Source organism: Aeromonas sp. Marseille-Q7275 (assembly GCF_965119515.1).
In genome coordinates this window covers 53,560-74,694 of the sequence record NZ_CBCPLW010000006.1, presented here as the reverse complement: position 1 = coordinate 74,694, position 21,135 = coordinate 53,560, and the positions used below count along the sequence as shown (strand labels likewise).

The 21,135-nt window shown below is 61.3% G+C and carries 18 protein-coding genes; 8 read left to right on the top strand and 10 right to left on the bottom strand.

The window, feature by feature from the left end:
* Positions 1-39 precede the first annotated feature (39 nt).
* The 4 genes from hemH to recR form a co-directional block, all read right to left on the bottom strand.
* The gene (hemH, locus tag ACWPWQ_RS07665; RefSeq protein ID WP_025326668.1) at positions 40-1,014 is read right to left on the bottom strand and encodes a ferrochelatase; all 975 of its coding nucleotides are present in this window, start codon (positions 1,012-1,014) and stop codon (positions 40-42) included.
* Between the two features lie 155 nt (positions 1,015-1,169).
* Positions 1,170-1,814, bottom strand: coding sequence for an adenylate kinase (gene adk / locus ACWPWQ_RS07660; RefSeq protein ID WP_454009470.1), 645 nt, complete (start codon positions 1,812-1,814; stop codon positions 1,170-1,172).
* 253 nt (positions 1,815-2,067) lie between these two features.
* Positions 2,068-3,981 (bottom strand): molecular chaperone HtpG, encoded by a 1,914-nt coding sequence (gene htpG / locus ACWPWQ_RS07655; protein WP_247626671.1) that lies wholly within the window; start codon positions 3,979-3,981, stop codon positions 2,068-2,070.
* 306 nt (positions 3,982-4,287) lie between these two features.
* Positions 4,288-4,887 carry a recombination mediator RecR gene (gene recR, locus ACWPWQ_RS07650; protein ID WP_025326665.1) on the bottom strand — a complete coding sequence of 200 codons (600 nt, stop codon included), beginning with the start codon at positions 4,885-4,887 and terminating at the stop codon, positions 4,288-4,290.
* A 678-nt stretch (positions 4,888-5,565) separates the two neighbouring features.
* Between recR and ACWPWQ_RS07645 the strand changes: the two genes are divergently transcribed.
* The 7 genes from ACWPWQ_RS07645 (at position 5,566) to hypA (ending at position 14,824) form a co-directional block, all read left to right on the top strand.
* Positions 5,566-6,657 (top strand): DUF4236 domain-containing protein, encoded by a 1,092-nt coding sequence (locus ACWPWQ_RS07645; protein WP_454009469.1) that lies wholly within the window; start codon positions 5,566-5,568, stop codon positions 6,655-6,657.
* A gap of 587 nt (positions 6,658-7,244) precedes the next feature.
* Positions 7,245-9,113 carry a low affinity potassium transporter Kup gene (gene kup, locus ACWPWQ_RS07640; RefSeq protein ID WP_454009468.1) on the top strand — a complete coding sequence of 623 codons (1,869 nt, stop codon included), beginning with the start codon at positions 7,245-7,247 and terminating at the stop codon, positions 9,111-9,113.
* A 420-nt stretch (positions 9,114-9,533) separates the two neighbouring features.
* Positions 9,534-11,939, top strand: a complete 2,406-nt coding sequence (gene hypF, locus ACWPWQ_RS07635) for a carbamoyltransferase HypF (protein WP_454009467.1) — start codon at positions 9,534-9,536, stop codon at positions 11,937-11,939.
* A gap of 5 nt (positions 11,940-11,944) precedes the next feature.
* Positions 11,945-12,196: a HypC/HybG/HupF family hydrogenase formation chaperone gene (locus ACWPWQ_RS07630; RefSeq protein ID WP_040065728.1), complete on the top strand. Its 252-nt coding sequence runs from the start codon at positions 11,945-11,947 to the stop codon at positions 12,194-12,196.
* Complete coding sequence (hypD, locus tag ACWPWQ_RS07625; RefSeq protein WP_454009466.1) at positions 12,190-13,308, top strand: hydrogenase formation protein HypD; 1,119 nt, start codon at positions 12,190-12,192, stop codon at positions 13,306-13,308. The genes ACWPWQ_RS07630 and hypD overlap by 7 nt, the downstream gene beginning before the upstream one ends.
* 85 nt (positions 13,309-13,393) lie before the next feature.
* Positions 13,394-14,398 carry a hydrogenase expression/formation protein HypE gene (gene hypE, locus ACWPWQ_RS07620; protein ID WP_454009465.1) on the top strand — a complete coding sequence of 335 codons (1,005 nt, stop codon included), beginning with the start codon at positions 13,394-13,396 and terminating at the stop codon, positions 14,396-14,398.
* An 84-nt stretch (positions 14,399-14,482) separates the two neighbouring features.
* A complete protein-coding gene (gene hypA / locus ACWPWQ_RS07615) occupies positions 14,483-14,824 on the top strand; it encodes a hydrogenase maturation nickel metallochaperone HypA (protein WP_454009464.1) in 342 nt (113 codons plus the stop codon).
* Here hypA and ACWPWQ_RS07610 read toward each other — a convergent pair.
* Positions 14,802-15,200, bottom strand: a complete 399-nt coding sequence (locus tag ACWPWQ_RS07610; RefSeq protein ID WP_454009463.1) for a hypothetical protein — start codon at positions 15,198-15,200, stop codon at positions 14,802-14,804. The two genes, hypA and ACWPWQ_RS07610, sit on opposite strands and share 23 nt — an antisense overlap.
* Between ACWPWQ_RS07610 and hypB the strand changes: the two genes are divergently transcribed.
* Positions 15,087-15,923 (top strand): hydrogenase nickel incorporation protein HypB, encoded by an 837-nt coding sequence (hypB, locus tag ACWPWQ_RS07605; protein WP_454009462.1) that lies wholly within the window; start codon positions 15,087-15,089, stop codon positions 15,921-15,923. The genes ACWPWQ_RS07610 and hypB overlap by 114 nt on opposite strands.
* 323 nt (positions 15,924-16,246) lie before the next feature.
* Here the strand turns inward: hypB and ACWPWQ_RS07600 are convergent, their stop codons facing one another.
* Genes ACWPWQ_RS07600 through ACWPWQ_RS07580 form a run of 5 tightly spaced genes read right to left on the bottom strand, consistent with a single transcriptional unit; the run spans position 16,247 to position 21,077 of the window.
* On the bottom strand, positions 16,247-16,888 hold the full coding sequence (locus ACWPWQ_RS07600; RefSeq protein ID WP_454009461.1) for an ATP-binding cassette domain-containing protein: 642 nt from the start codon (positions 16,886-16,888) through the stop codon (positions 16,247-16,249).
* Positions 16,888-17,676, bottom strand: a complete 789-nt coding sequence (locus ACWPWQ_RS07595) for an ATP-binding cassette domain-containing protein (protein WP_454009460.1) — start codon at positions 17,674-17,676, stop codon at positions 16,888-16,890. The genes ACWPWQ_RS07600 and ACWPWQ_RS07595 overlap by 1 nt, the downstream gene beginning before the upstream one ends.
* The gene (locus ACWPWQ_RS07590) at positions 17,670-18,482 is read right to left on the bottom strand and encodes an ABC transporter permease (RefSeq protein WP_454009459.1); all 813 of its coding nucleotides are present in this window, start codon (positions 18,480-18,482) and stop codon (positions 17,670-17,672) included. The genes ACWPWQ_RS07595 and ACWPWQ_RS07590 overlap by 7 nt, the downstream gene beginning before the upstream one ends.
* Positions 18,472-19,476: an ABC transporter permease gene (locus tag ACWPWQ_RS07585; RefSeq protein WP_454009458.1), complete on the bottom strand. Its 1,005-nt coding sequence runs from the start codon at positions 19,474-19,476 to the stop codon at positions 18,472-18,474. Before ACWPWQ_RS07585 ends, ACWPWQ_RS07590 begins: the two co-directional genes overlap by 11 nt.
* Entirely contained in the window at positions 19,461-21,077 is a 1,617-nt protein-coding gene (locus tag ACWPWQ_RS07580) for an ABC transporter substrate-binding protein (protein WP_454009457.1), read from the bottom strand. Before ACWPWQ_RS07580 ends, ACWPWQ_RS07585 begins: the two co-directional genes overlap by 16 nt.
* Positions 21,078-21,135: the final 58 nt, after the last annotated feature.

Sequence of the window (21,135 nt, the reverse complement as noted above, 5' to 3'; positions counted from 1 at the left end):
CAAACACCAGGCGCGCATAGTCGCGGCCGTGAAGACCCTTCACGCCAGCTCGCGGCAGATCAGCGACACCATCATGCGGATGTGGGCCTGATCGCTGTTGAGGGCCGGTATGTAGTGGAACTGCTCTCCCCCCGCGTCCATGAAGACGGCGCGGTTCTCGACCTGGATCTCCTCCAGGGTCTCGAGGCAATCCGCCGAGAAGGCCGGGCAGATCACATCGAGCCGCTTGACCCCTTGTTCCGCCAACTGGGCTATGGTGACGTCGGTATAGGGCTTGAGCCACTCCTGCTTGCCAAAGCGGGACTGGAAGCTGGCACTCCACTGCTCGGGGGACAGACCCAGCGCCTCCGCCAGCAGGGCGGCGGTGCGGCGACACTGGTGACCGTAAGGATCCCCCTCGTCCTCGCTGCGCTGGGGAATGCCGTGGAAGGACATCAGCAGGTGCTCACCCTGGCCCTGCTGCTCCCACTGGCGACGCACGCTCATGGCCAGCGCCTGAATGTACTCAGGGTGGTTGTGGTAGTCGCGGATGAGGCGCATCACCGGCAGGTGGCGCTCCTTCTTCATCACCCGGGCCCAGCCGTCGAACACGGCGGCCGTGGTGCTGGCGGCATACTGCGGATAGAGCGGCAGCAGTATCACCCGGTTGACCCCCTGGGCCTTGAGCGCCTGCCAGCCCTCGTCGAGGGAGGGCGAGCCATAGGTCATGGCCAGCACCACGGGCACATCGACCCCTTCCCGCTTGAGCTCCTGCTCCAGCGCCGCCCGCTGCCGCTGGCTGATGGCCATCAGGGGCGATCCCTGCTCGGTCCAGACCTGCTGATAGAGCTTGGCGACTCTGGGGGCCCGAAACGGCAGTATGGCGAAGGTCAGCAGCGGGGCCCACAGCAGGCGAGGTATCTCGACCACCCTGGGGTCCTGCAGGAACTGACTGAGAAAGGCCTTGACGGCCGCCGAGGTTGGCGCCGCTGGGGTCCCAAGATTGACGAGCAAGATCCCGGTTTTCGTGGTCACGTTAGCGTCCTGTCGTGGGGTGTTTGTCGTGCTTGTGATAATGCAAGAAAGGGCCCTGTATGGACCCTTGTCTCAATGTCGTTGCCCCGCGAGTGCCCCATGGCGTGGCAAGAGGATTGCCAGCACGCCGGGCAATGCCGGTGGCAAGACCAGATTTAGCCGAGGATCGCCGCCAGCTGCTGGCTGACCAGATCCACCGGCTGGGTGCCGTCGATCTTGACGTAACGGGTGTTGCCCGCTTCCGCTTCCTTGCCGTAGAAGCCGATGAGCGGCGCAGTCTGCTGATGGTAGACATCCAGACGCTTGCGCACCGTGGTCTCTTCGTCGTCGGCACGGATCACCAGATCCTCGCCGGTCACGTCATCCTTGCCTTCCACTTTCGGCGGGTTGAACACCACGTGGTAGGTACGGCCGGAGCCGGAGTGCACGCGGCGGCCGCTCATGCGCTTGACGATCTCTTCGTCCGGCACGTCGAACTCCAGCACGAAGTCCACCACCACACCGGCATCCTTCATGGCTTGCGCCTGGGGAATGGTGCGGGGGAAGCCGTCCAGCAGGAAGCCGTTGGCGCAATCCGGTTGCGCAATACGTTCTTTGACCAGGCCGATGATGATGTCGTCGGAGACGAGCTGACCTGCGTCCATCACGGCCTTGGCCTTGAGGCCCAGCTCGGTGCCCGCCTTGATCGCCGCACGCAGCATGTCGCCGGTGGAGATCTGCGGAATACCGTGTTTTTCCATGATGAACTGAGCCTGGGTACCCTTGCCGGCACCCGGTGCTCCCAACAGAACAATGCGCATACACGCTCCTAATTGATTGGTTATTCAATTCTTGAGAAGGCAAAAAACTACACGTTTTCGCCCATATTAACAAGCTCGCCCCGTGTGAGTGGCCAGATTATCACCACTCCCTGGCGCCGTCTCTGCGACCAAAGACGCAGGCCCCTGCCACCAAAAATGATTGAAAATGCAGCAACCACCAGGGCGACCGACGCCGCCCCGGGGGCGGCGTCGACCAAAAAAAAGCCCACTGCCTTGCAGTGGGCCAATCACATCACGCCTGGAGTAGCAGACGGTTGATACGGGAGACGAAGCTCGCCGGATCATTGAGCCCGCCCTGCTCCGCCAGCTGGGCCTGCTCGTGCAAGAGGGCGACCCACTCGCCGAACAGCGCCTCGTCTTCGATGGCGCCCAACTTCTTCACCAGGGCGTGGTCGGGGTTGAGCTCCAGGATGTACTTCTGCTCCGGCACCGGCTGACCGGCGGCGCGCATCAGCTTGATCATCTGGGTGCTCATGCCGTGGTCGTCGGTGACGATGCAGGAGGGGGAGTCGGTCAGGCGGTGGGTGACACGCACCTCTTTCACCGCATCGGCCAGGCTCTGCTTGACCCGTGCCACCAGACCGGCGTTGGCCTTTTCAGCCTCCTCCTGGGCCTGCTTGGACGCCTCGTCCTCCAGCTCGCCGAGATCCAGCTCGCCACGGGTGACGGAGACCAGCTGCTTGCCGTCGAACTCGGTGAGGTGGCTCATCAGCCACTCGTCGACCCGCTCCCACATCAGCAGCACTTCGACCCCCTTCTTGCGGAAGATCTCCAGATGCGGGCTGTTCTTGGCCGCGGCATAGGAGTCGGCGGTGATGTAGTAAATCTTCTGCTGGCCTTCCTTCATGCGGCCAACGTAGTCCTCGAGCGACACTGTCTGGGCCTCGCCCTCGCCGGCGGTGCTGGCAAAGCGCAACAGCTTGGCGATCTCTTCGCGGTTGGCGTAATCCTCGGCCGGGCCCTCTTTGAGCACATTGCCGAACTCGCTCCAGAACTTGGCGTACTTCTCGCCGTCCTCTTTCGCCAGCTTGTTCAGCATGGTCAGCACCCGCTTGGAGCAGGCCTTGCGCAGGGAGGCGGTCACCTTGTTGTCCTGCAAAATTTCACGACTGACGTTGAGCGGCAGATCGTTGGAGTCCAGCACCCCTTTGACGAAGCGCAGGTAGGTCGGCATAAACTGCTCGGCGTCGTCCATGATGAAGACGCGCTGCACGTAGAGCTTGAGACCGTGCTTCTGCTCGCGGTTGTAGAGGTCGAACGGTGCGCGGGCCGGGATGTAGAGCAGGCTGGTGTACTCCTGAGCCCCTTCAACCCGGTTGTGGCCCCACAGCAGGGGATCTTCGAAGTCGTGGGCGACGTGCTTGTAGAACTCCTGATACTCCTCGTCCTTGATGTCTTTGGGGTTGCGGGTCCAGAGCGCGGTGGCGCGGTTGACCTGCTCCCACTCCCCCGGGGTCCCGACTATGGTTTCACCGTCCTCTTCGCGATCCGGAGTACCCTCCTTGAACATCTCCACCGGCACGCTGATGTGGTCGGAGTATTTGGCAACCACGGAGCGCAGGCGCCAGTCGTCCAGGAACTCCTCTTCATCGCTGCGCAGGTGCAGGATGACGTCGGTGCCGCGACCCTCTTTGGTCACGTCAGCCACGGTGAAGGAGCCTTCCCCTTCGGATTCCCACTGCACGCCCTGGCCCGGCTCTGTGCCGGCGGCGCGGGAGATGACGGTCACCTTGTCGGCGACGATGAAGGCGGAGTAGAAGCCCACCCCGAACTGACCGATCAGCTGGGAGTCCTTGCCTTGATCACCGGAGAGGTGCTTGAAGAACTCGGCGGTACCGGACTTGGCGATGGTACCCAGGTGCTCGATCACCTGGTCCCGGGTCATGCCGATACCGTTGTCCGAGATGGTCAGGGTCTTGTTCTCTTTGTCCACCACCAGGCGCACGCGCAGCTGGCCGTCGTTTTCGAACAAAGAGGCATCGGAAAGCGCCTTGAAGCGCAGCTTGTCCGCCGCATCGGATGCGTTGGAGATAAGCTCGCGCAGGAATACTTCTTTGTTGGAGTAGAGGCTGTGAGCCATCAGGCTCAGCAGTTGTTTGACTTCAGTCTGAAAGCCGTGGGTTTCGGCGTGAACACTTTGGGTCATCGACCAGTCCTCAAAACGTCGGGTTGAACAGATTCACAACCTAGATGGGGCTGGCCCACCAAATATCAAGGGGCCAGAGTGCAAACTTGAGAGCAAACTTGCACACTGGCCCCTTGTTGCGGGCTCGGATGGCCACATTTTGTACTACCCGGCCAAACCTGTTGATGGGCCGTCGCGAGAAGCCGTCAGCAAGGTGTCGATCCGCGCAGGAAGCGGAACGTATAGGCATACATGAGCCCCTGGTTTCACATAAGCGAGCAGCACATGAGCCTTGATCACGGTTTAGCAGCAGGCACATAAGCAGGTTTAGATGCGCTGACGCCCCATCAGGGAGTGGGAGAGCGTAGTGCCATCCACCAGCTCCAGCTCGCCCCCCACCGGCACCCCGTGGGCGATGCGGCTCACCTCCACCCCGGCGGCGCGGGCCATGTCGGCGATATACCAGGCGGTGGCATCCCCCTCTATGGTGGGATTGGTGGCGAGGATCAGCTCCTTGATGTGCTCATCCTTCAGGCGCCGCTCCAGGATCTCCAGCCCCAGCTCCTCCGGGCCTATGCCGTCCAGCGGCGACAGGTGACCCATCAGCACGAAGTAGCGGCCGGAGAACTGGCCGGTCTGCTCGATGGCCGCCACGTCTGCCGGGCTCTCCACCACGCAGAGCAGACCATTCTCCTCGCGCTTGGGATTGGCGCAGATCTCGCAGCGATCGTTCTCGGTGAAGGTGCGGCAGTGGCTGCAGTGACCGATTTCGGTCAGCGCCCGATTGAGCAGGGAGGCCAGACGCAGGCCGCCGCTGCGCTCGCGCTCCAGCAGGGTGAACGCCATGCGCTGGGCCGACTTGGGGCCCACGCCCGGCAAGACCTGCAGCGCCTTCATCATCTCATCGAGCAGGGGACTGAATTTCATGGGGATATCCTTTAAAGCCGCGCCGAAGGGAGGCGTCGGCCCGCTTGCCTGACGCAGCGCCGACTCCTCCATCCGAACCTATCTTGTTGGCGCAGGACTATACCCGAGCCGGCCCCGAGCGCCAATGGCCGGATCCCCGTCGGGTGGAGCAAGGCTGCCTTGCACTCAGGTTAGCAAGTGACCCATCGTAGCCACCAACAAGTACGGCACCCGATGCAGAAATCGGGATCCGCAGTCACAATGCCGTTATTAGGGAGAGAGCCAAGAGGGTTCTATATCACCGGCCGGTCACAACTCTTGACGCGACAAGGTGATGAATTCGACATCCGGGTGACAACCCCTGCCCCATCGGATGGGCCGACCTCTCGACGACATACCGACGACCCATTGATAAAATGGCTGCAACAGGGCGCAAGGCAGTGTTAGCAGGCCTGGAGAGAGCAGAACGGCGGCTAAAATGTTTAGTTTTGCTATTTGAAAGGTGTTGGTCGTAAAGAAAAAAAAAAGAACAAAAAGGCCCCTATATTGACCCATATGTTGAGCAAGATCCGGTTTCTAACGCCTCCCTCTTCTGTTTTTTAATCGACCAGATAGCATGTCCCAGATGGCAACCAGCTTTGCAACAAACATTTCCTCGCACGAATCTTTTAGCAGGGCGCTTTTTACATCGGAGTAAACATGGGGATTTATATAAGGAAGAGCATTGCTGTTGGCCCTTTTCGTTTCAATCTATCAAAATCTGGGCTAGGTGTTTCTGCTGGTCTTAAAGGCCTAAGAATTGGAACAGGTCCAAGGGGAAACTATGTCAGAATTGGTACGAAAAATATTTACTACCGTTCCACTATTGCTAGTTCTCCATCTGAAAGATCTTCGATTCAAGATATAAACCAGTACGTCACAAGTAATCCCCATGATCTCACTCACGAACCGCTAAAGGAAATTGATTCCGCACATATCACACAGATCGTTGATTCATCTTCATCAGAGTTACTCAACGAGCTAAATGATAAACGAAAAAAATCTAGGATATGGCCAATTGTTTTCATTGCGTCCTTAGGGTTTACATATTTATTGAATAACATGGAGCTACCAGGATGGGTTGTGCTTTCTACGTTAGTATTGGGTTTGTTTTTCACTTGGATATCTCATACACGAGATATGCTAGCTAAGACCACTGTGTTGTTCTATGACTTTGAACCAGAAATAGAGACTACATATAATAAACTGCTCCAAGCAACTGAGCGCTTGGAGAAATGTAGAAAAGCTTGGCACATATCGGCCTCTGGGAAGGTCCTTGATAAAAAATACCATGCGGGTGCCAGTAATCTAGTAGACCGCAAAGCAACAACAATTCAGATCTCTGAGCCTCCATATTTACAAACGAATGTAAAAACTGTCTCACTTGCCGTTGGTCGTCAGACTTTGCATTTCTTCCCTGACCGAGTTCTGGTTTACGATGCTGCAGGGGTCGGAGCAGTAAGCTATCAAACACTCCTTGTGACGGTACATGATAGGCGGTTTATTGAAGATGAAACCGTTCCAAGCGATGCATTGATTGTTGATAAGACATGGAAATATGTAAATAAATCTGGTGGGCCTGACCGCAGATTCAAAAACAATCACGAGCTACCAATCTGTTTATATCAAGAAATGACGTTTACCAGTTCTACAGGCCTTAATGAATTAGTCCAATTATCTAAACGTGGTCCTGCTGAGGACTTTAAAAATTCTCTTTCTGCTCTAGCAGCCAGCCTGCCAAAGGAAACATAAAAATATTGATTTGTGAGATTCATTGGTCATAGAGCATCGTATTTATTTTATCGATTAGTGCCATAGGGTGCAATAAGCGCAGCGTATTGCACCTCTTGCCTCTTTTAATACTTGGTGCAACTCACTGCGTTCATTGCCTCTACACTTTCCCTTCCCGCAAATAAAGACTCTATTGCCACCCAATCCTAGCCTCTTTACACACCTAGCTATTAATTTATTGACCAGCATTTTATCGTTTATTTTTCAGCCAGCTTGACGCAAAACGCTGGCAAAAATGGATAACCAGTTAAAACAATCACTTGCCAAGGTCTGGCTGGGGTATTTCAATCAGTGGCCAATTAATAATTTCGTTACCCCCCCCTTTTTGATTATTTATACCTGAGCATAAACCCGCTCACTCTGTGCCATTATTCACCGAATGGCAGATAAACAGACTGTGTTCCATGATGAGTCTCCTATTTATATCCAGCTAACCCCGCTCCCATCGCAATCCTGAAGATCCTCCCGAACGACTATCCGTGAACTCCCGGTAGTGCGGGGCCCCTGTGTTGGCAGCCATGCCACCGGCAATCTGACAAGATAATTTCATGAACTGTACTAACAAACCCGCCCTGTCCGGCGTCATGCTGGCGGCGATCGGCGTGGTCTATGGCGATATCGGCACCAGTCCACTCTATACCCTGCGCGAGTGCCTCTCCGGCCAATTCGGTTTCGGGGTAGAGCCCGCCTCCATCCTGGGCTTTCTCTCCCTGATCTTCTGGCTGCTGATCCTGGTGGTCTCGGTCAAGTACCTCTCCTTCGTGATGCGGGCGGACAACGCGGGCGAAGGGGGCATACTCACCCTGATGTCGCTCGCAACCCGCAACACCCCGCAGACGTGGACGCCGGTGCTGATCATTCTGGGGCTCGTCGGCGGCAGCTTCTTCTATGGCGAGGTGGTGATCACCCCGGCCATGTCGGTGATGTCGGCCATCGAGGGCTTGAAGATAGCGGCCCCCTCCCTGGATCCCTATATAGTGCCGCTCTCGGTGCTGGTGCTGACCCTGCTGTTCGCCATCCAGAAACATGGCACCGCCACCGTGGGCAAGCTGTTTGCCCCCATCATGCTGATCTGGTTCCTGACCCTGGCGGTGCTGGGCCTGAACAGCATCCTCCAGCACCCCGAGGTGCTGGGGGCGCTCAACCCGGTCTGGGCGCTGCGCTTCTTCATGACCTACCAGAGCGCCTCCTTCTTTGCCCTGGGCGCCGTGGTGCTGGCCATCACGGGGGTGGAGGCGCTCTATGCGGACATGGGGCATTTTGGCAAGAGCCCCATTCGCCGCGCCTGGTTCATGGTGGTGCTGCCATCGCTAGTGCTCAACTACTTCGGCCAGGGGGCCCTGCTGCTCGGCAATCCCGAAGCCATCGCCAACCCCTTCTTCCTGCTCGCGCCACAATGGGCCCTGCTGCCCCTGCTGCTGCTGGCGACGCTCGCGACTGTGATCGCCTCCCAGGCGGTCATCTCCGGGGTCTTCTCCCTCACCCGACAGGCGGTGCGGCTCGGCTATCTCTCCCCCATCCGCATCGTGCACACCTCGGAGCAGGAGTCCGGCCAGATCTATATTCCGGTCATCAACTGGCTGCTCTATCTCTCCGTGGTGATCGTCATCATGAGCTTCGAGCACTCCAGCAACCTGGCGGCGGCCTATGGCATCGCCGTGACCGGCACCATGGTGCTCACCTCCATCCTCTCCTGCTCGGTGGCCCGCCACAGCTGGCACTGGCGCAAGCCGCTGGTGGCCACCCTCTTCGCCCTGCTGCTCGCCATCGACGTGCCGCTCTTTGCCGCGAACCTCGCCAAGGTCTTCTCCGGCGGCTGGCTGCCGCTCACCCTGGGGGCCGTCATGTTCACCCTGATGACCAGCTGGAAGAGCGAGCGCTTCCAGCTCATTCGCCGCCTGAACGAGCACGGCAACTCGCTGGAGCCCATGATCGCTTCCCTGGAAAAATCCCCGCCGACCCGGGTGGCGGGCACCGCCGTCTATCTGTCGCGGGTGGTCAACGTCATTCCCCATGCGCTCTTGCACAACCTCAAGCACAACAAGGTGCTGCACGAGCGCGTCATCCTGCTCACCCTGAAGGTGGAGGATGTGCCCTATGTCCACAACGTGCGCCGGGTCTGCATCGAGCAGCTCTCCCCCACCTTCTGGCGGGTGGTGGCGAGCTACGGCTGGCGCGAGACCCCCAACGTGGAGGAGATCTTCCACCGCTGCAACGCCGAGGGGCTGAGCTGCCGGATGATGGAGACCTCGTTCTTCATGGCCCACGAGTCCCTCATCATGAAGGAGCGCCCCTGGTACCTCTATCTGCGCGGCAAGCTCTTCATGCTGCTGCAACGCAACGCCCTGCGGGCGCCGGATCAGTTCGAGATCCCGCCCAACCGGGTGATCGAGCTGGGATCCCAGGTGGATATCTGATGGCATAGGGGCATCATGCTCGTGGCCATGACACACAAAAGGGAGGCTTCGCCTCCCTTCTTCATTTCCCCTAACGGGTGACTTCTCCCGTCAACGGGCGTGGCCACCCTCACAGGATCGCAAAGAAGCGTCGCGTCTGGCACTCAAACCGGTGCGAGATCAAGGTAATGGGAGGCACTGACCCGATAAACTTGGCCCCCGCGGCAGGATGAGAGGCCCCCTCCCCTGCCCAGGCTACGCCCCCGCTATCGAGACGCAGCCCGTTGCAACCCTGCGCATTGCATTCCTGTCCTGCCCCTGTCCGTTGTACCCAATGTCCGGCGCCGTGGTGGCAGGCCTGCAGATGGGAGTTCGATATCACATGACACCCCTCAAGATGATCGCCATCTGGCCCAGCCTGACCTCCTTCAGGATGGCGCCATGACGGCCAGGACCCCGATACGTTCCCGGCTGCGCCGCGAATTTCATCTGGACGGCATAGTGCAGGGGGTGGGCTTTCGCCCCTTCGTCTATGGGCTGGCGCTGCGCCACGGCCTTGCCGGTTATGTGTTGAACGATGCCAACGGCGTCACCATCGGCGCCGAAGGATCGCCTGAGCAGCTCGCCAGCTTTGCCCGCGAACTGCGAGAACTGGCGCCGCCACTTAGCCGCATCGATCATTTCAGCGAGCGGGAACTGCCCCTTGCTCATGCTCCCGACTTCGATGGCCAATTTCGAATTAAAGCCAGCCAGCAGCAAAGCGCCGCCACGGTTGCCATCTCGCCGGATCAGGGAATGTGCGAGGCGTGCGCCAACGATGTGGCCAACCCTGCGGATCGCCACCACCACTACCCCTTTACCAACTGCACCCACTGCGGCCCGCGCTACACCCTCATCCGCCGCCTCCCCTACGACAGACCCCACACCGCCATGGCGGGCTTTGCCATGTGCCGGCGCTGCGCGGCGGCCTATGAAAACCCGCTGGACAGACGCTACCACGCCCAGCCGGTGAGTTGCCCCGAGTGCGGACCCCACCTCACCTGGCGCACAGGTAGTGGTGATGTACTGGCCGAGCGCGATCATGCCCTGCACGCCGCCGCCCGCGCCCTGCAAGCGGGCAAGCTTATCGCGGTCAAGGGGATGGGGGGCTATCACCTGATATGTGATGCGCGAAGCGAGTCTGCCGTGGCACGGCTTCGCCAGCTCAAGCGGCGCGCACGCAAGCCGCTGGCGGTGATGGTGGGCTCCCTTGAAGAGGCCCAATTGCATGTCACCGGCTGCGAGGCAGAGTGGAGCCTGCTCGCCTCTCAAGCCAGGCCCATCACCCTGCTGCGCAAGCGCACCAAGGATGATCGGCTCTCAGAAACCCGGCAGCCAGCGGCGCCGCTGGCGGAGGGGATAGCCCCCGGCATCCCCTACCTCGGCGTCATGCTCCCCTATACCCCGCTCCATCAGCTGCTGCTGGATGCCTGCGCCATGCCGCTGGTGGCGACCAGCGCCAATGGTCGCGGCAGCCCAATCCTTATCGAGTGCGATGCTGTGGTCAGGGAACTCGGCAGCGAGATTGACGGCATCCTGGATCACAACCGCCCCATACTGCACCCCTGCGACGACAGTCTGGTGCAGTGGGCTGGCGGGCGGCGCCAGACGTTGCGCCTCGCCCGGGGTTATGCCCCCTGCACCCCCAGCCTGCCAGAGGCGGTCAGGGCGCCGCTGCTGGCAGTCGGGGCGCAGCAGAAGAACCAGCTGGCGCTGGCCTTCGGCCGCCAGCGCATCTACAGCCCCTATATCGGCGATCTGCACAGCCTGCCGATGCAGGGCCACTTCGAGCAGACCCTGGCGACCTTTCGCGACCTCTACGATCTCAAACCCGAACTTCTGGTTTCGGATCGCCACCCCGGCTACCTCAGCCATCAGTGGGCCAAAAGCTATTGCCGCGATCATGGTGCAACCCATCTCGAGGTGCAGCACCATCACGCCCACCTGCTGGGGGTGATGGCAGAGCACGGCATCAAGGGCCCTGTGCTGGGGGTGGCCTTCGACGGCACCGGCCTTGGGGATGACGGCACCCTCTGGGGCGGCGAGCTGCTGCTGGCCGACGTGAAGGGCTTCGAGCGCGTTGCCCACCTCAACCCCTTCAAGCTTATTGGCGGCGAAGCGGCCATTCGCGAGCCGGTGCGCCAACTGCTGGGGCTACTGTTCGAATCCTATGGCGTGGAAGAGATCGGCGCCCTCGATATTCCGTTGATCAACAAGTTGCCCCTTGAGCGGATCAGCAACCTGCACCAGCTCTGGCATCTTGGCCGCAACGCTCCTTACACCAGCTCCCTCGGTCGGCTGTTCGATGCCGTGGCGGCGCTCTTGGGGGTGATCGATACCCCGGATTACGAGGGTGAAGCGGGGCTCTTGCTGGAGGCGGCCGCCTTGCAGCTTCTCCCAGATGAACAGCCCTTCCCCCTCGCCTTTGGCCTCAGCCAACCAGCGGAGGGGCCGCTGCAGATCGAGTGGGCCGAGCTGATCCATACCCTTATCAGCGAGCAGAGAAAAGGCACCTCCACCGCCCGCCTGGCCGCCGGTTTTATCCGCGCCATCAGCGATCTGGTCGTTGCCCTGGCCGAGCGCTTCCCCGGTTATCCGGTGGCGCTCGGGGGCGGCGTCTTTCAAAACCGGGTGCTGATGGACCAGCTGGTTCCCGGTCTCGAAGCCGCCGGTCGGCAGGTATTGACCAGCGAAACCCTGCCGCTCAATGACGGTGGCATCGCCGCCGGTCAGCTCTGGTTTGCCATCCACCATATTGCCACGCACCAGCCTGTCACAACCGGTTGTGCCACCTTGTCGGAGTCCTGAAATTCATGTGTCTATCCATCCCCTCTCAGGTGGTGCAGCTGCACCCCGAAGATAACTGCGTCACCGTCGACACCCTGGGAGTGCAGCGGCGCGTCAGCTGCATGCTGCTCGAAGAGCCCCTCCAGGTGGGCGACTATGTGCTGCTCCACATCGGCTTTGTGATGAGCAAGATTGACGAAGAGGAGGCGCAGGCCAGCCTCGAGAGCTTCCGCCAGATGGTGGCCCTGATGCCCAAACAGGATATCTTGCCATGCTGACCTTGAATGACCTGTTCCAGGGCTTTCGCCAGCCCGAGGTGATCCGCGCCCTCGCAGCCCAAATTACCGAACTCGCCAAAGATCTGCCCGAGCCACTGCGGGTGATGGAGGTGTGCGGCGGCCATACCCACACCATCATGAAGTACGGCCTGCACCAGTTGCTGCCGGCCAGCATAGAGTTCGTTCACGGCCCCGGCTGCCCGGTCTGCATCATGCCCAAAGAGCGCATCGATCAGGCCATAGAGCTGGCGAGTCAGCCCAGCGTCATTCTGGTCACCCTGGGGGACATGATCCGGGTGCCGGGCTCCAGGGGCACGCTGGCCCAGCAGCGCGCCAAGGGGAGCGATATCCGCCCAGTCTATGACCCCCTCGACGCCCTGCGCATCGCCCGTGAGAACCCGGACAAAACCGTGGTCTTCTTCGCCATCGGTTTCGAGACCTCCACCCCCATGACAGCCGCGCTGCTGGCAGCAGCCGACGCTGCGGGGGTGGAGAACCTGCTGTTTCATATCAACCATGTGCTGGTGCCCCCCGCCATTCATGCGGTGATGGCCGACGGGGTGGCCAAGGTCAACGCCTTTATCGGCCCCTCCCACGTCAGCGTCATCACAGGTGCCGATATCTACCTGCCCATCGTCGATCGCTATCAGGTGCCTGTGGTGGTGAGCGGCTTCGAGCCGGTGGACGTGATGGAAGCCCTGCTGATGATGGTGCGCCAGAAGGTGGAGGGGCGCTACGCGCTGGAGGTGCAGTACAGCCGCGCCGTCACCGCCAGCGGCAACCGGGCCGCCCAGCGGCTGGTCGACCAATATTTTGAGACCCGCGAGCACTTTCGCTGGCGAGGTCTCGGGGACATCAATGCCTCCGCCCTGCGCCTGCGGGATGCCTTCGCCAGGCGCGATGCGGAGCGCCACTTTCAACTCAGTGAGACCCCCATCGATGACCACAAGGCATGCCAGTGCGCCGACATTCTGCGCGGGCTGGCCAAGCCGAACCAGTGCAAGGTCTTTGGCCGGGGCTGCACCCCGACCCAGCCCATGGGCAGCTGCATGGTCAGCTCCGAGGGGGCCTGCAATGCCTACTACCGCTATATGGGGATCCAGCAGCGATGAGAGAAATTCAGTTAAGCCATGGTGGTCGGGTGATGAGGAGAGATGAACCAGCCTGTTTCGGCAATCTTGTGGAGAACCAGACCCGATGAGAGAAATTCAGTTAAGCCATGGGGGCGGTGGCGTCGAGATGAACCAGCTGATCAACCAGCTCTTCTTCCACCATTTCGGCAACGAGATCCTGCTGCGCGGTGAAGACGCCGCCCTGCTGCAGGTAGAGGGCCCCGTCGCCTTCACCACCGACAGCTTCACCGTCTCGCCGCTCTTCTTCGAGGGGGGGGATATCGGCAAGCTGGCCATCGCCGGCACGGTCAACGATCTCGCCATGATGGGGGCCAAACCCGAGTATCTGAGCGCCAGCTTTATCATCGAGGAGGGGTTCCCCTACGCCGATCTCGCCCGCATCGTCGAGTCGATGGCAGCTGAGCTTGCCAAGAGCGGTGCCCGCATCGTCTGCGGCGACACCAAGGTGGTGCCCAAGGGGGCGGCCGACAAGATCTTTATCAACACCAGCGGGGTCGGCACCTTCCCGCTGCCCGAACAGAGCCGGGGCATCTCGGTGCGAAACCTCAAGGCCGGTGACGCCATTCTGGTGTCGCGGGATATCGGCAGCCACGGCGCCTGCATCCTGATGGCCCGTGACGCCCTGCAACTGGGGTCTGATCTGAAAAGCGACTGCACCACCCTCTGGCCGCAGGTAGAGGCGCTGCTGCAGGCGGGACTTACCCCTCACGCCCTGCGCGATGCCACCCGCGGTGGCCTTGCGGCCGTGCTCAACGAATGGAGCAGCGCCTCCGGTGTTGCCATCGAGTTGGAGGAGTCCGCCATTCCGGTGTGCGATCCGGTACGCGGCCTGTGCGAACTCTACGGTTTCGAGCCCCATGATCTCGCCAACGAGGGGACCATGGTACTGGCCCTGCCTGCCGAACAGGCGCAGGACGCGCTGGGCATCTTGCGGCAATTCAACCCCGCCGCCAGCCAGATCGGCGTGGTGCAGGCAAGCGATCGCCACAAGGTGATCCTCAATAACCCCTGGGGCAGCCGCCGTTATCTGGAGCTGCCGCAAGGGGAACTGCTGCCGCGGATCTGTTGAACAGCCATGCCGTTCACCCATATGCCGTTTTCCCAATTAGGGGGAGGAGTCACTGCTCCTCCCCATATCGGTTAAGGAGCCACCATGCACGAAATGTCTCTGGCCATGGCCGCCATCGATCTGGCGGCCGAGCAGGCCATCCAGCGGGGCTTTAACAAGGTGACCGCCCTCTGGCTAGAGGTCGGCAGCTTCTCCTGCGTTGACCCGGACACCATTGCCTTCTGCTTCGAGGCGGCCGCCAAGGGTACCGCCGTCGAAGGGGCCCAACTTCACTTTCAGCACCAGGCGGCAGAAGCCTGGTGTTACGACTGCAACCAGACGGTCACCCTCATCGAGCGCGGGCAGGCCTGCCCCGAGTGTGGCGGATACAAATTACGAGTCGCGCAGGGTGACAGCCTGCGCATCACCGACATCGAGGTAAGTTGATATGTGTAGCGTATGCGGATGCGGCCAGGCGCGGATCGCCGGCCATGAGCACGATCATGAGCATCATCACGAACATGCTCATGAACATGAACATGAACATGAACATCACCATGAACATGGTCATGAGCACGACCATCATCATGCTCATGACGCACATCACCATCATGACCACGAGCAGAGCGCGCCGCGCACTCTGATCATTCACCACCACTACCACCATCAGGGGGATGTCCATCACCACTACCACGGGGTGCGGGCTCCCATGAGCCATGAGGGGCATGATCAGCCCCATGAGCACAACCATGAGCACCCCCACGGCCATCATCATGTTCATGCCCACTCTCATGACCACGGCCATTCCCACGCGCATCCCCATGATCACAGCCATGACCATCAGCAGGGTGATCTGCACTATGGCAAGGGGGAAGCGGGATTGTCGGTGCCCGGCATGGGGCAGCGCCAGCTGATCGCCATCGAGATGGACGTGCTGGCCAAAAACAACGCGCTGGCCGCCCACAACCGCGAGCACTTCGAGGCCGCCAGCCAGCTGGTACTGAATCTGGTATCGAGCCCGGGCTCGGGCAAGACCACCCTGCTGTGCGAAACCCTGCGCCAGCTGGCCGACAAACGCCCCTGCGTGGTGATCGAAGGGGATCAGCAGACCAGCGCCGATGCGGATCGCATCCGTGCCACTGGCGTCCCTGCCGTGCAGATCAACACCGGCAAGGGCTGCCATCTGGACGCCAAAATGGTCCACGATGCCTGCCACCAGCTGCCTGCCAATGAGGGGGGCATCCTCTTTATCGAGAACGTGGGCAATCTGGTCTGCCCCGCCAGCTTCGATCTCGGCGAGAAGTACAAGGTGGCGATCCTCTCCGTCACCGAGGGGGAAGAGAAGCCGCTGAAATATCCGGACATGTTTGCCGCCGCCCAGCTGATGGTGATCAACAAGATTGATCTGCTGCCCTATGTCAGCTTCGATGTCGCCCGCTGCATCGAGAACGCCAAACGGGTCAACCCCTATATCCAGGTGATCCAGGTCAGCGCCACCACGGGCGAAGGGATGGATGCCTGGCTCAACTGGCTGGCCACGGCCTGAACCTGAATCGGTTAAACGCCGTTGCCAACGGAGGATAAAAAGAGAGGGAGGCTGATGCCTCCCTCTCTTTTTATCTGTGGACCTTGTCGGCCGTACTATCTGTCTAGAATGGCCAGCGTCCCACATCGCGTCCCCTCGCCCTCTCCCCAGGGAGAGGGCGCCGGTTTGTGGATGCTCGCGAGATGCTCGAAGTACGCCCCCCCAGAAAGTCTGTGGGCATAACAACCCGCCCAGTTTCCCAAACCCCGAGCCTGGCGAAATGGCACCTTCCGCCCCCTTCTCCCCTTGCGGGAGAAGGGCTGGGGATGAGGGGGAACCAACTATCAAGCCGCGCTTTCGGTCAGCTCCCCAGATTCGGGCTGCACCTCGCCAAAACGCAGCACCCGATGGCAGATCTGGCGCAATAATGCCTGCTGGTGACTGAAGACAAGCATGGCGAGCCCCCGCTGCTCGCACTCCATCATCAACTCCCGCCAGATATGACGCTGAATTTGCGGATCCAGCTGGGCGGTCACCTCGTCGGCAATCAGCAGTCGGGTGCGGGGATCGAGGGCGCGCAGCAGTGCGATTCGGGCCAGCTCGCCACCTGAGAGCTGACCGGGTTTACGGCCGAGCCACGCAGGCTTGACCATAAAGCGGGCCAGCATGGCGTCATCGGGGCGCCATACATCCCACAGCGCCAGCCTGGTGGTGCGATAGGGATTGAAGGTGAGTTCCGGGTGCTGGGGCACCAGCTGTATGGGGTTATAACCTTTTACCTGTGCAGGCACCGGCTGCCCATCCAGCACTATTTCCCCGCTTCCCCGAACCGGTTGCCAACCCGCCAATACCCGTCCCAGGGTGGTCTTGCCATAACCGCTGGGGGCAGAAATACCGAGCCGCTCCCCCGCTTTCACCGTCAGCGATAACCCCTGCCAGAGGGGGCGTTCCCCCTGAGCGATGGTGAGATTTCGTACTTCCAGCATCAGGAAACCTCCGGCACAAAGAAGAGCGCATTGAACTCCGGCAGCGCCTGCCAGTGGGCTCTGAGCATCTCGCTCCCCAGCCCCTGGCGCAGATGGTGGCTGCTCAAGGTATCGCTCACTTGGCCCTGATGGAGCGCAACTATGCGATCGGCAAAGCGGGCCGCCAGCGCCAGATCGTGGGTCACCCAGAGGATACCGCTGCCCTGATTGGCCCATTCGCGCAATTGGCTGAGCAGCAGACAGGCCAGCCCCTCGTCGAGCCAGGCGGTGATCTCGTCCGCCAGAATGTAACGGGCGCCGCCAAGGGCCGCGGTGCAGGCCAGAATGCGCTTCGCCATGCCGCCGGAGAGCTGGCGCGGGTAGCTGTCCAGGGTGGCAGCGGGCAACTGGTAGCGCAGCAGCTGCTCACCGAGCCGCTCGCGAGAACCATTCTGACCGCAGAGGCGTGCCGCACGGCCCAGCTGGCGCTCCACCGTCAGCAGCGGATTGAGGGCGCTCACCCCCTGCGGCACATAGCAGAGGGTGTGGCCGCGCAGACGGGCGCGGCTGGCATCGCACAGGGGCGTGCCATCGAGGGAGATGCTGCCGCGCATCCGCAGGTTGTCCGGCAGCAGGGTCAGAGCGCTTTGCAGCAGCAGGCTCTTACCCTCGCCGCTCCCCCCCACCAGCGCCACTATCTCCCCCGGCGCCAGTTGCAGGCTGATATCGGTCAGCAAAGGCTGCCAGCTCCGCCGCCCCAGCCAGGAGTAGTGGGCGGCTTCTATGGTCACATGGTCAAAACTCAGCATTGTTCACTCCCAAACCAGAGCTGTTGCAAGGCGCGGGTAGCCTGATCAAACAGCAGTACCAGCAGCAGCAACATCAGCCCCGGGAAGAGGGCCAGCCACCAGCCGCCACCGGCCAGATAACGCAAGGCATCGGCCAGCAGCAGGCCAAGGGAGGCCTCATGGGCCGCCAGACCGAAGCCGAGAAAGCTCAGCGCCGCGCTGTGCAGCACCGCGTGGGGGAACATCAGCAGGGTGCCGATAAACCACTGGGGCAACAGCCCCAGCAGCAGGTGGGTACGCCAGCGGCGCAGCGCTCCCATCCCCTGACAGCGGGCCAGCACCACGTAGTCGCTGCTGGCGATGCGCCGCGCCTCGGCGCAGAGAATAAGCGCCAGCTTGGGCCAGTGGGTGAGCGCCACCGCCAGGATCACCCCGCGCATGCCGCCCCCCACGACGAAGCAGATCAGGATCAACAGCAGCATATGGGGCAGCGCCAGCATGGCGTCGATAACCAGCCGCACCCCGTAATCACATCTGGGGTGAATGAGCGACACGCTTGCCGCCACCATGGCCAGCAGACCACTGCAGAGGGCCGTACTGATCCCCAGCTCCAGACTGGTGAGGGTACCCTGAAAGGCCCGCAACCAGAGATCCCGCCCCATCTGATCGGTGCCGAACCAGTGGGCCAGCGAGGGAGGTTGCTGGCGCGCCAGCAGATCCATCGGCACATCCTGAGCCGACAAGCTCCAGCCGTAGGCAGCCAGCAGCGCCAATCCGAGCAGGGCAAAAACCAGCCGCAGTATGGAGGGAAACGGATTAAACAGCATGTTCACCCTCCCAGCCCCGATTGATGCGCGCCAGCAGCAGACTGGCCACCGTATTGCCAATAAAGACCAGCAGGGTGCAGAACAGCACTATGCCCATCAGCAAGGGGATATCCCCTCTCAGCCCAGCATCCACGGTCGCCTGCCCGAGCCCCGGATAGGAGAAAACTTTCTCCGCCAAGAGCGATCCGCCAATAAGCTCGCCAAGGGAGGCAAACTGCAGGCAGAGCGCCGGAGTCAGGGCGTGGCGCAACACATGAAAACGCAGCATGGGCCAGCCGCCATCCCCCTGGGCGCGGGCGTAGCGAATAAAATCGCTCGCCAGCACCTCGGCCACCCGCCCCCGGGTGTGCAGCGCGATATTGCCAAGCCCCAGCAGGGTCAAGGTCGCCACCGGCAGCAATAGATGCCGCAACCGCATCAACCAGTCCGCCTCATCGGCAGAGAGGCCCGGCGTCCAGGCGCAGCAGACTGGCAACAGCGGCCAATGCACCGCAAACAGGGCGAGCAGCAAGAGGCCAACCCAGAAGGTCGGCAAGGAAGCGAGCAGGTAGGCAAAGCGGCAGATAAGGCGATCGGGCCAGCGGTTGAGATAGCGACCGGCACAGAGCCCCAGCAGGATGCCGAAAAAGCCGGACAACAGCCAGGCGCCCGCCAGCAGCAGGAAGGAGGCAGCAAAGCGATGGCCTATTACCTCACCCACAGGCGCGTTGTAGAGCATGGAGTAGCCGAGATCCCCCTGCAGTACCTGGGTAAACCAGTGCCAGTAGCGCAGCCAGAGCGGCTGATCCAGCCCCCAGCGGGCGGCGATGCGGGCGTACTGCTCGGGCGGCACATGCAGCAGATCGTTGCCGATATAGGCCTTGATGGGATCGATGGGGGAGTAGCTCAGCAGCACAAAGGTGGCGACAGAGACCAGACACAAGAGCCCTGCCAGACGCAGCAGGGTTTTCAGACTTGCAGTCATCATAGTGGACGAACTTAACGGCACGTCCACCGCCAATCTTGCAGGTTGTTGAGCAAAGACCAGCTACCGTGGATCTCCGGCGCCCCCTTGCCAAGGTCGATGCAGCGGTTGGCGAGATAGGTGTGCTGCACATTGAGCAGCCAGGCCCAGGCGGCATCCCCCTGCATTCCGGCGCCTGTCTTGCCATCCCACTCCACCTGCTGCCAGAACGGCACGGCCGCCTGCCAGTCGGGGGCATCCAGCGCCTGCTTGAGGTGGCCATCCACCACAGGGTTGCTGTAGTAGCCAGGGTTGTAGAACTCCACGCCGCCGGAGCCGCTCTGGTAGTGGTGATAGAGCTCCATGGGATCCAGACTCCCCCACCCCATCAACACCGGATTGGCGTGCATCTCCCGCTCCACCTGCTCCCAGCTGCCGGACTTGAGGCTCACGTCGAGACCGATGGGTGTGAGCATGGCCCGCACCGCTTCCGCCAGATCCCGGCGGGTGCTGTCACCGCTGGTATACCAGAGGGTAAAGGCGGCGCGCAGGTCGCCCTTGTGGCGAATGCCGTCACTGCCCCTCTTCCAGCCCGCCTCGTCGAGCAGGGCGTTGGCATGGGCGGCATCACCATCCTTGAAGGCGGTGGCCTTGTTCAGCCAAGGCAGGCCTTCTACCGCGCTGTAGGCGGGGATGGCGTGACCTTCCAGCAGTTGATCGGCCAGCAGCTTGCGGTCGATGGCGTAGTTGATGGCGCGGCGCACCGCGACATCCGAGGTTACGTCGTTGCCGATAGGATAACCCTTGGCATCCTTGCCGCCCGCAGGCGGAATGGGGAAGACGATGCCACGGTTCTCCACGCTCGGTCGCACCCAGAGCTTGAGCGAGGCAGGCACTGTGGGGGCCAGCGACGGGGGGATGCGCACCAGATCGAGCTGGCTGCTCTGGGCAGCGGCATAGGCGCTCTTTTCATCGATAAAGACAAACACCAGCCGTTTGAAGTCGTTGTTGCCACCGGCGTAATAGGGGTTCGCCTCCACCACCAGTTGCTGGCCGGGCAGGAAGCTCACCAGCCGGTAGGGGCCGGCACCGACCGGCTTTTGGGCATACGCTTTTGCGTCGTAATCGCGCTTCGACACGATCCCCAAGGATCCCAGCACGTTGACGAAGGTGCTCTGGGGAGCACTCAGGGTGATGGCAACCTCGGTGGGCGAGACCACCTTGGCAGAGACAAAGTTGCCCATGTCGATCTTGCCGCCGCCCCTGGCCGCGCTGTTGTAGGTAAAGGCCACATCCTCGGCGGTGAGCGGTGCACCGTTGGAGAATGTCAGATCGGGCTTGAGGCGGATGAGCCACCCCTTGCCATCCTTGCTCGGGGTCACCGATTGGGTGAGCAGATCCTGCCAACTGAGGTCTGCGTTCTGCTTGAGCAGCGGGCTGTGCAGCAGCAGGTAGCTGCCGTGACTCCAGCCCAGCAAGGGGTCAAACCCTTCGGTGGGTTCGGCGCCGATGGCGAGCTTGAGTTCGGCAGGCACAGGTTGGGCAGCCTGCACCGAATGAGACATGCCCGAGAGCAGAGCCAGCAAGAGGGTGGCAACCTCAGGGGCGCCATAAGGGCGAACCTGGCTATGGACATGACGGGGGATGGTCATAAGACTCCTTATCCATCTGAGCCACCCGACGCAGGGCGCCGGGCGACTCATCGAACGA

Coding starts and splice junctions, on each gene's coding strand:
- adk (WP_454009470.1), bottom strand. CDS start 1,814: ATGCGCATTGTTCTGTTGGGAGCACCGGGTGCCGGCAAGGGTACCCAG.
- htpG (WP_247626671.1), bottom strand. CDS start 3,981: ATGACCCAAAGTGTTCACGCCGAAACCCACGGCTTTCAGACTGAAGTC.
- recR (WP_025326665.1), bottom strand. CDS start 4,887: ATGAAATTCAGTCCCCTGCTCGATGAGATGATGAAGGCGCTGCAGGTC.
- ACWPWQ_RS07645 (WP_454009469.1), top strand. CDS start 5,566: ATGGGGATTTATATAAGGAAGAGCATTGCTGTTGGCCCTTTTCGTTTC.
- kup (WP_454009468.1), top strand. CDS start 7,245: ATGAACTGTACTAACAAACCCGCCCTGTCCGGCGTCATGCTGGCGGCG.
- hypF (WP_454009467.1), top strand. CDS start 9,534: ATGACGGCCAGGACCCCGATACGTTCCCGGCTGCGCCGCGAATTTCAT.
- ACWPWQ_RS07630 (WP_040065728.1), top strand. CDS start 11,945: ATGTGTCTATCCATCCCCTCTCAGGTGGTGCAGCTGCACCCCGAAGAT.
- hypD (WP_454009466.1), top strand. CDS start 12,190: ATGCTGACCTTGAATGACCTGTTCCAGGGCTTTCGCCAGCCCGAGGTG.
- hypE (WP_454009465.1), top strand. CDS start 13,394: ATGAGAGAAATTCAGTTAAGCCATGGGGGCGGTGGCGTCGAGATGAAC.
- hypA (WP_454009464.1), top strand. CDS start 14,483: ATGCACGAAATGTCTCTGGCCATGGCCGCCATCGATCTGGCGGCCGAG.
- hypB (WP_454009462.1), top strand. CDS start 15,087: ATGAGCCATGAGGGGCATGATCAGCCCCATGAGCACAACCATGAGCAC.
- ACWPWQ_RS07610 (WP_454009463.1), bottom strand. CDS start 15,200: ATGGGGATGCGCGTGGGAATGGCCGTGGTCATGAGAGTGGGCATGAAC.
- ACWPWQ_RS07600 (WP_454009461.1), bottom strand. CDS start 16,888: ATGCTGGAAGTACGAAATCTCACCATCGCTCAGGGGGAACGCCCCCTC.
- ACWPWQ_RS07595 (WP_454009460.1), bottom strand. CDS start 17,676: ATGCTGAGTTTTGACCATGTGACCATAGAAGCCGCCCACTACTCCTGG.
- ACWPWQ_RS07590 (WP_454009459.1), bottom strand. CDS start 18,482: ATGCTGTTTAATCCGTTTCCCTCCATACTGCGGCTGGTTTTTGCCCTG.
- ACWPWQ_RS07580 (WP_454009457.1), bottom strand. CDS start 21,077: ATGACCATCCCCCGTCATGTCCATAGCCAGGTTCGCCCTTATGGCGCC.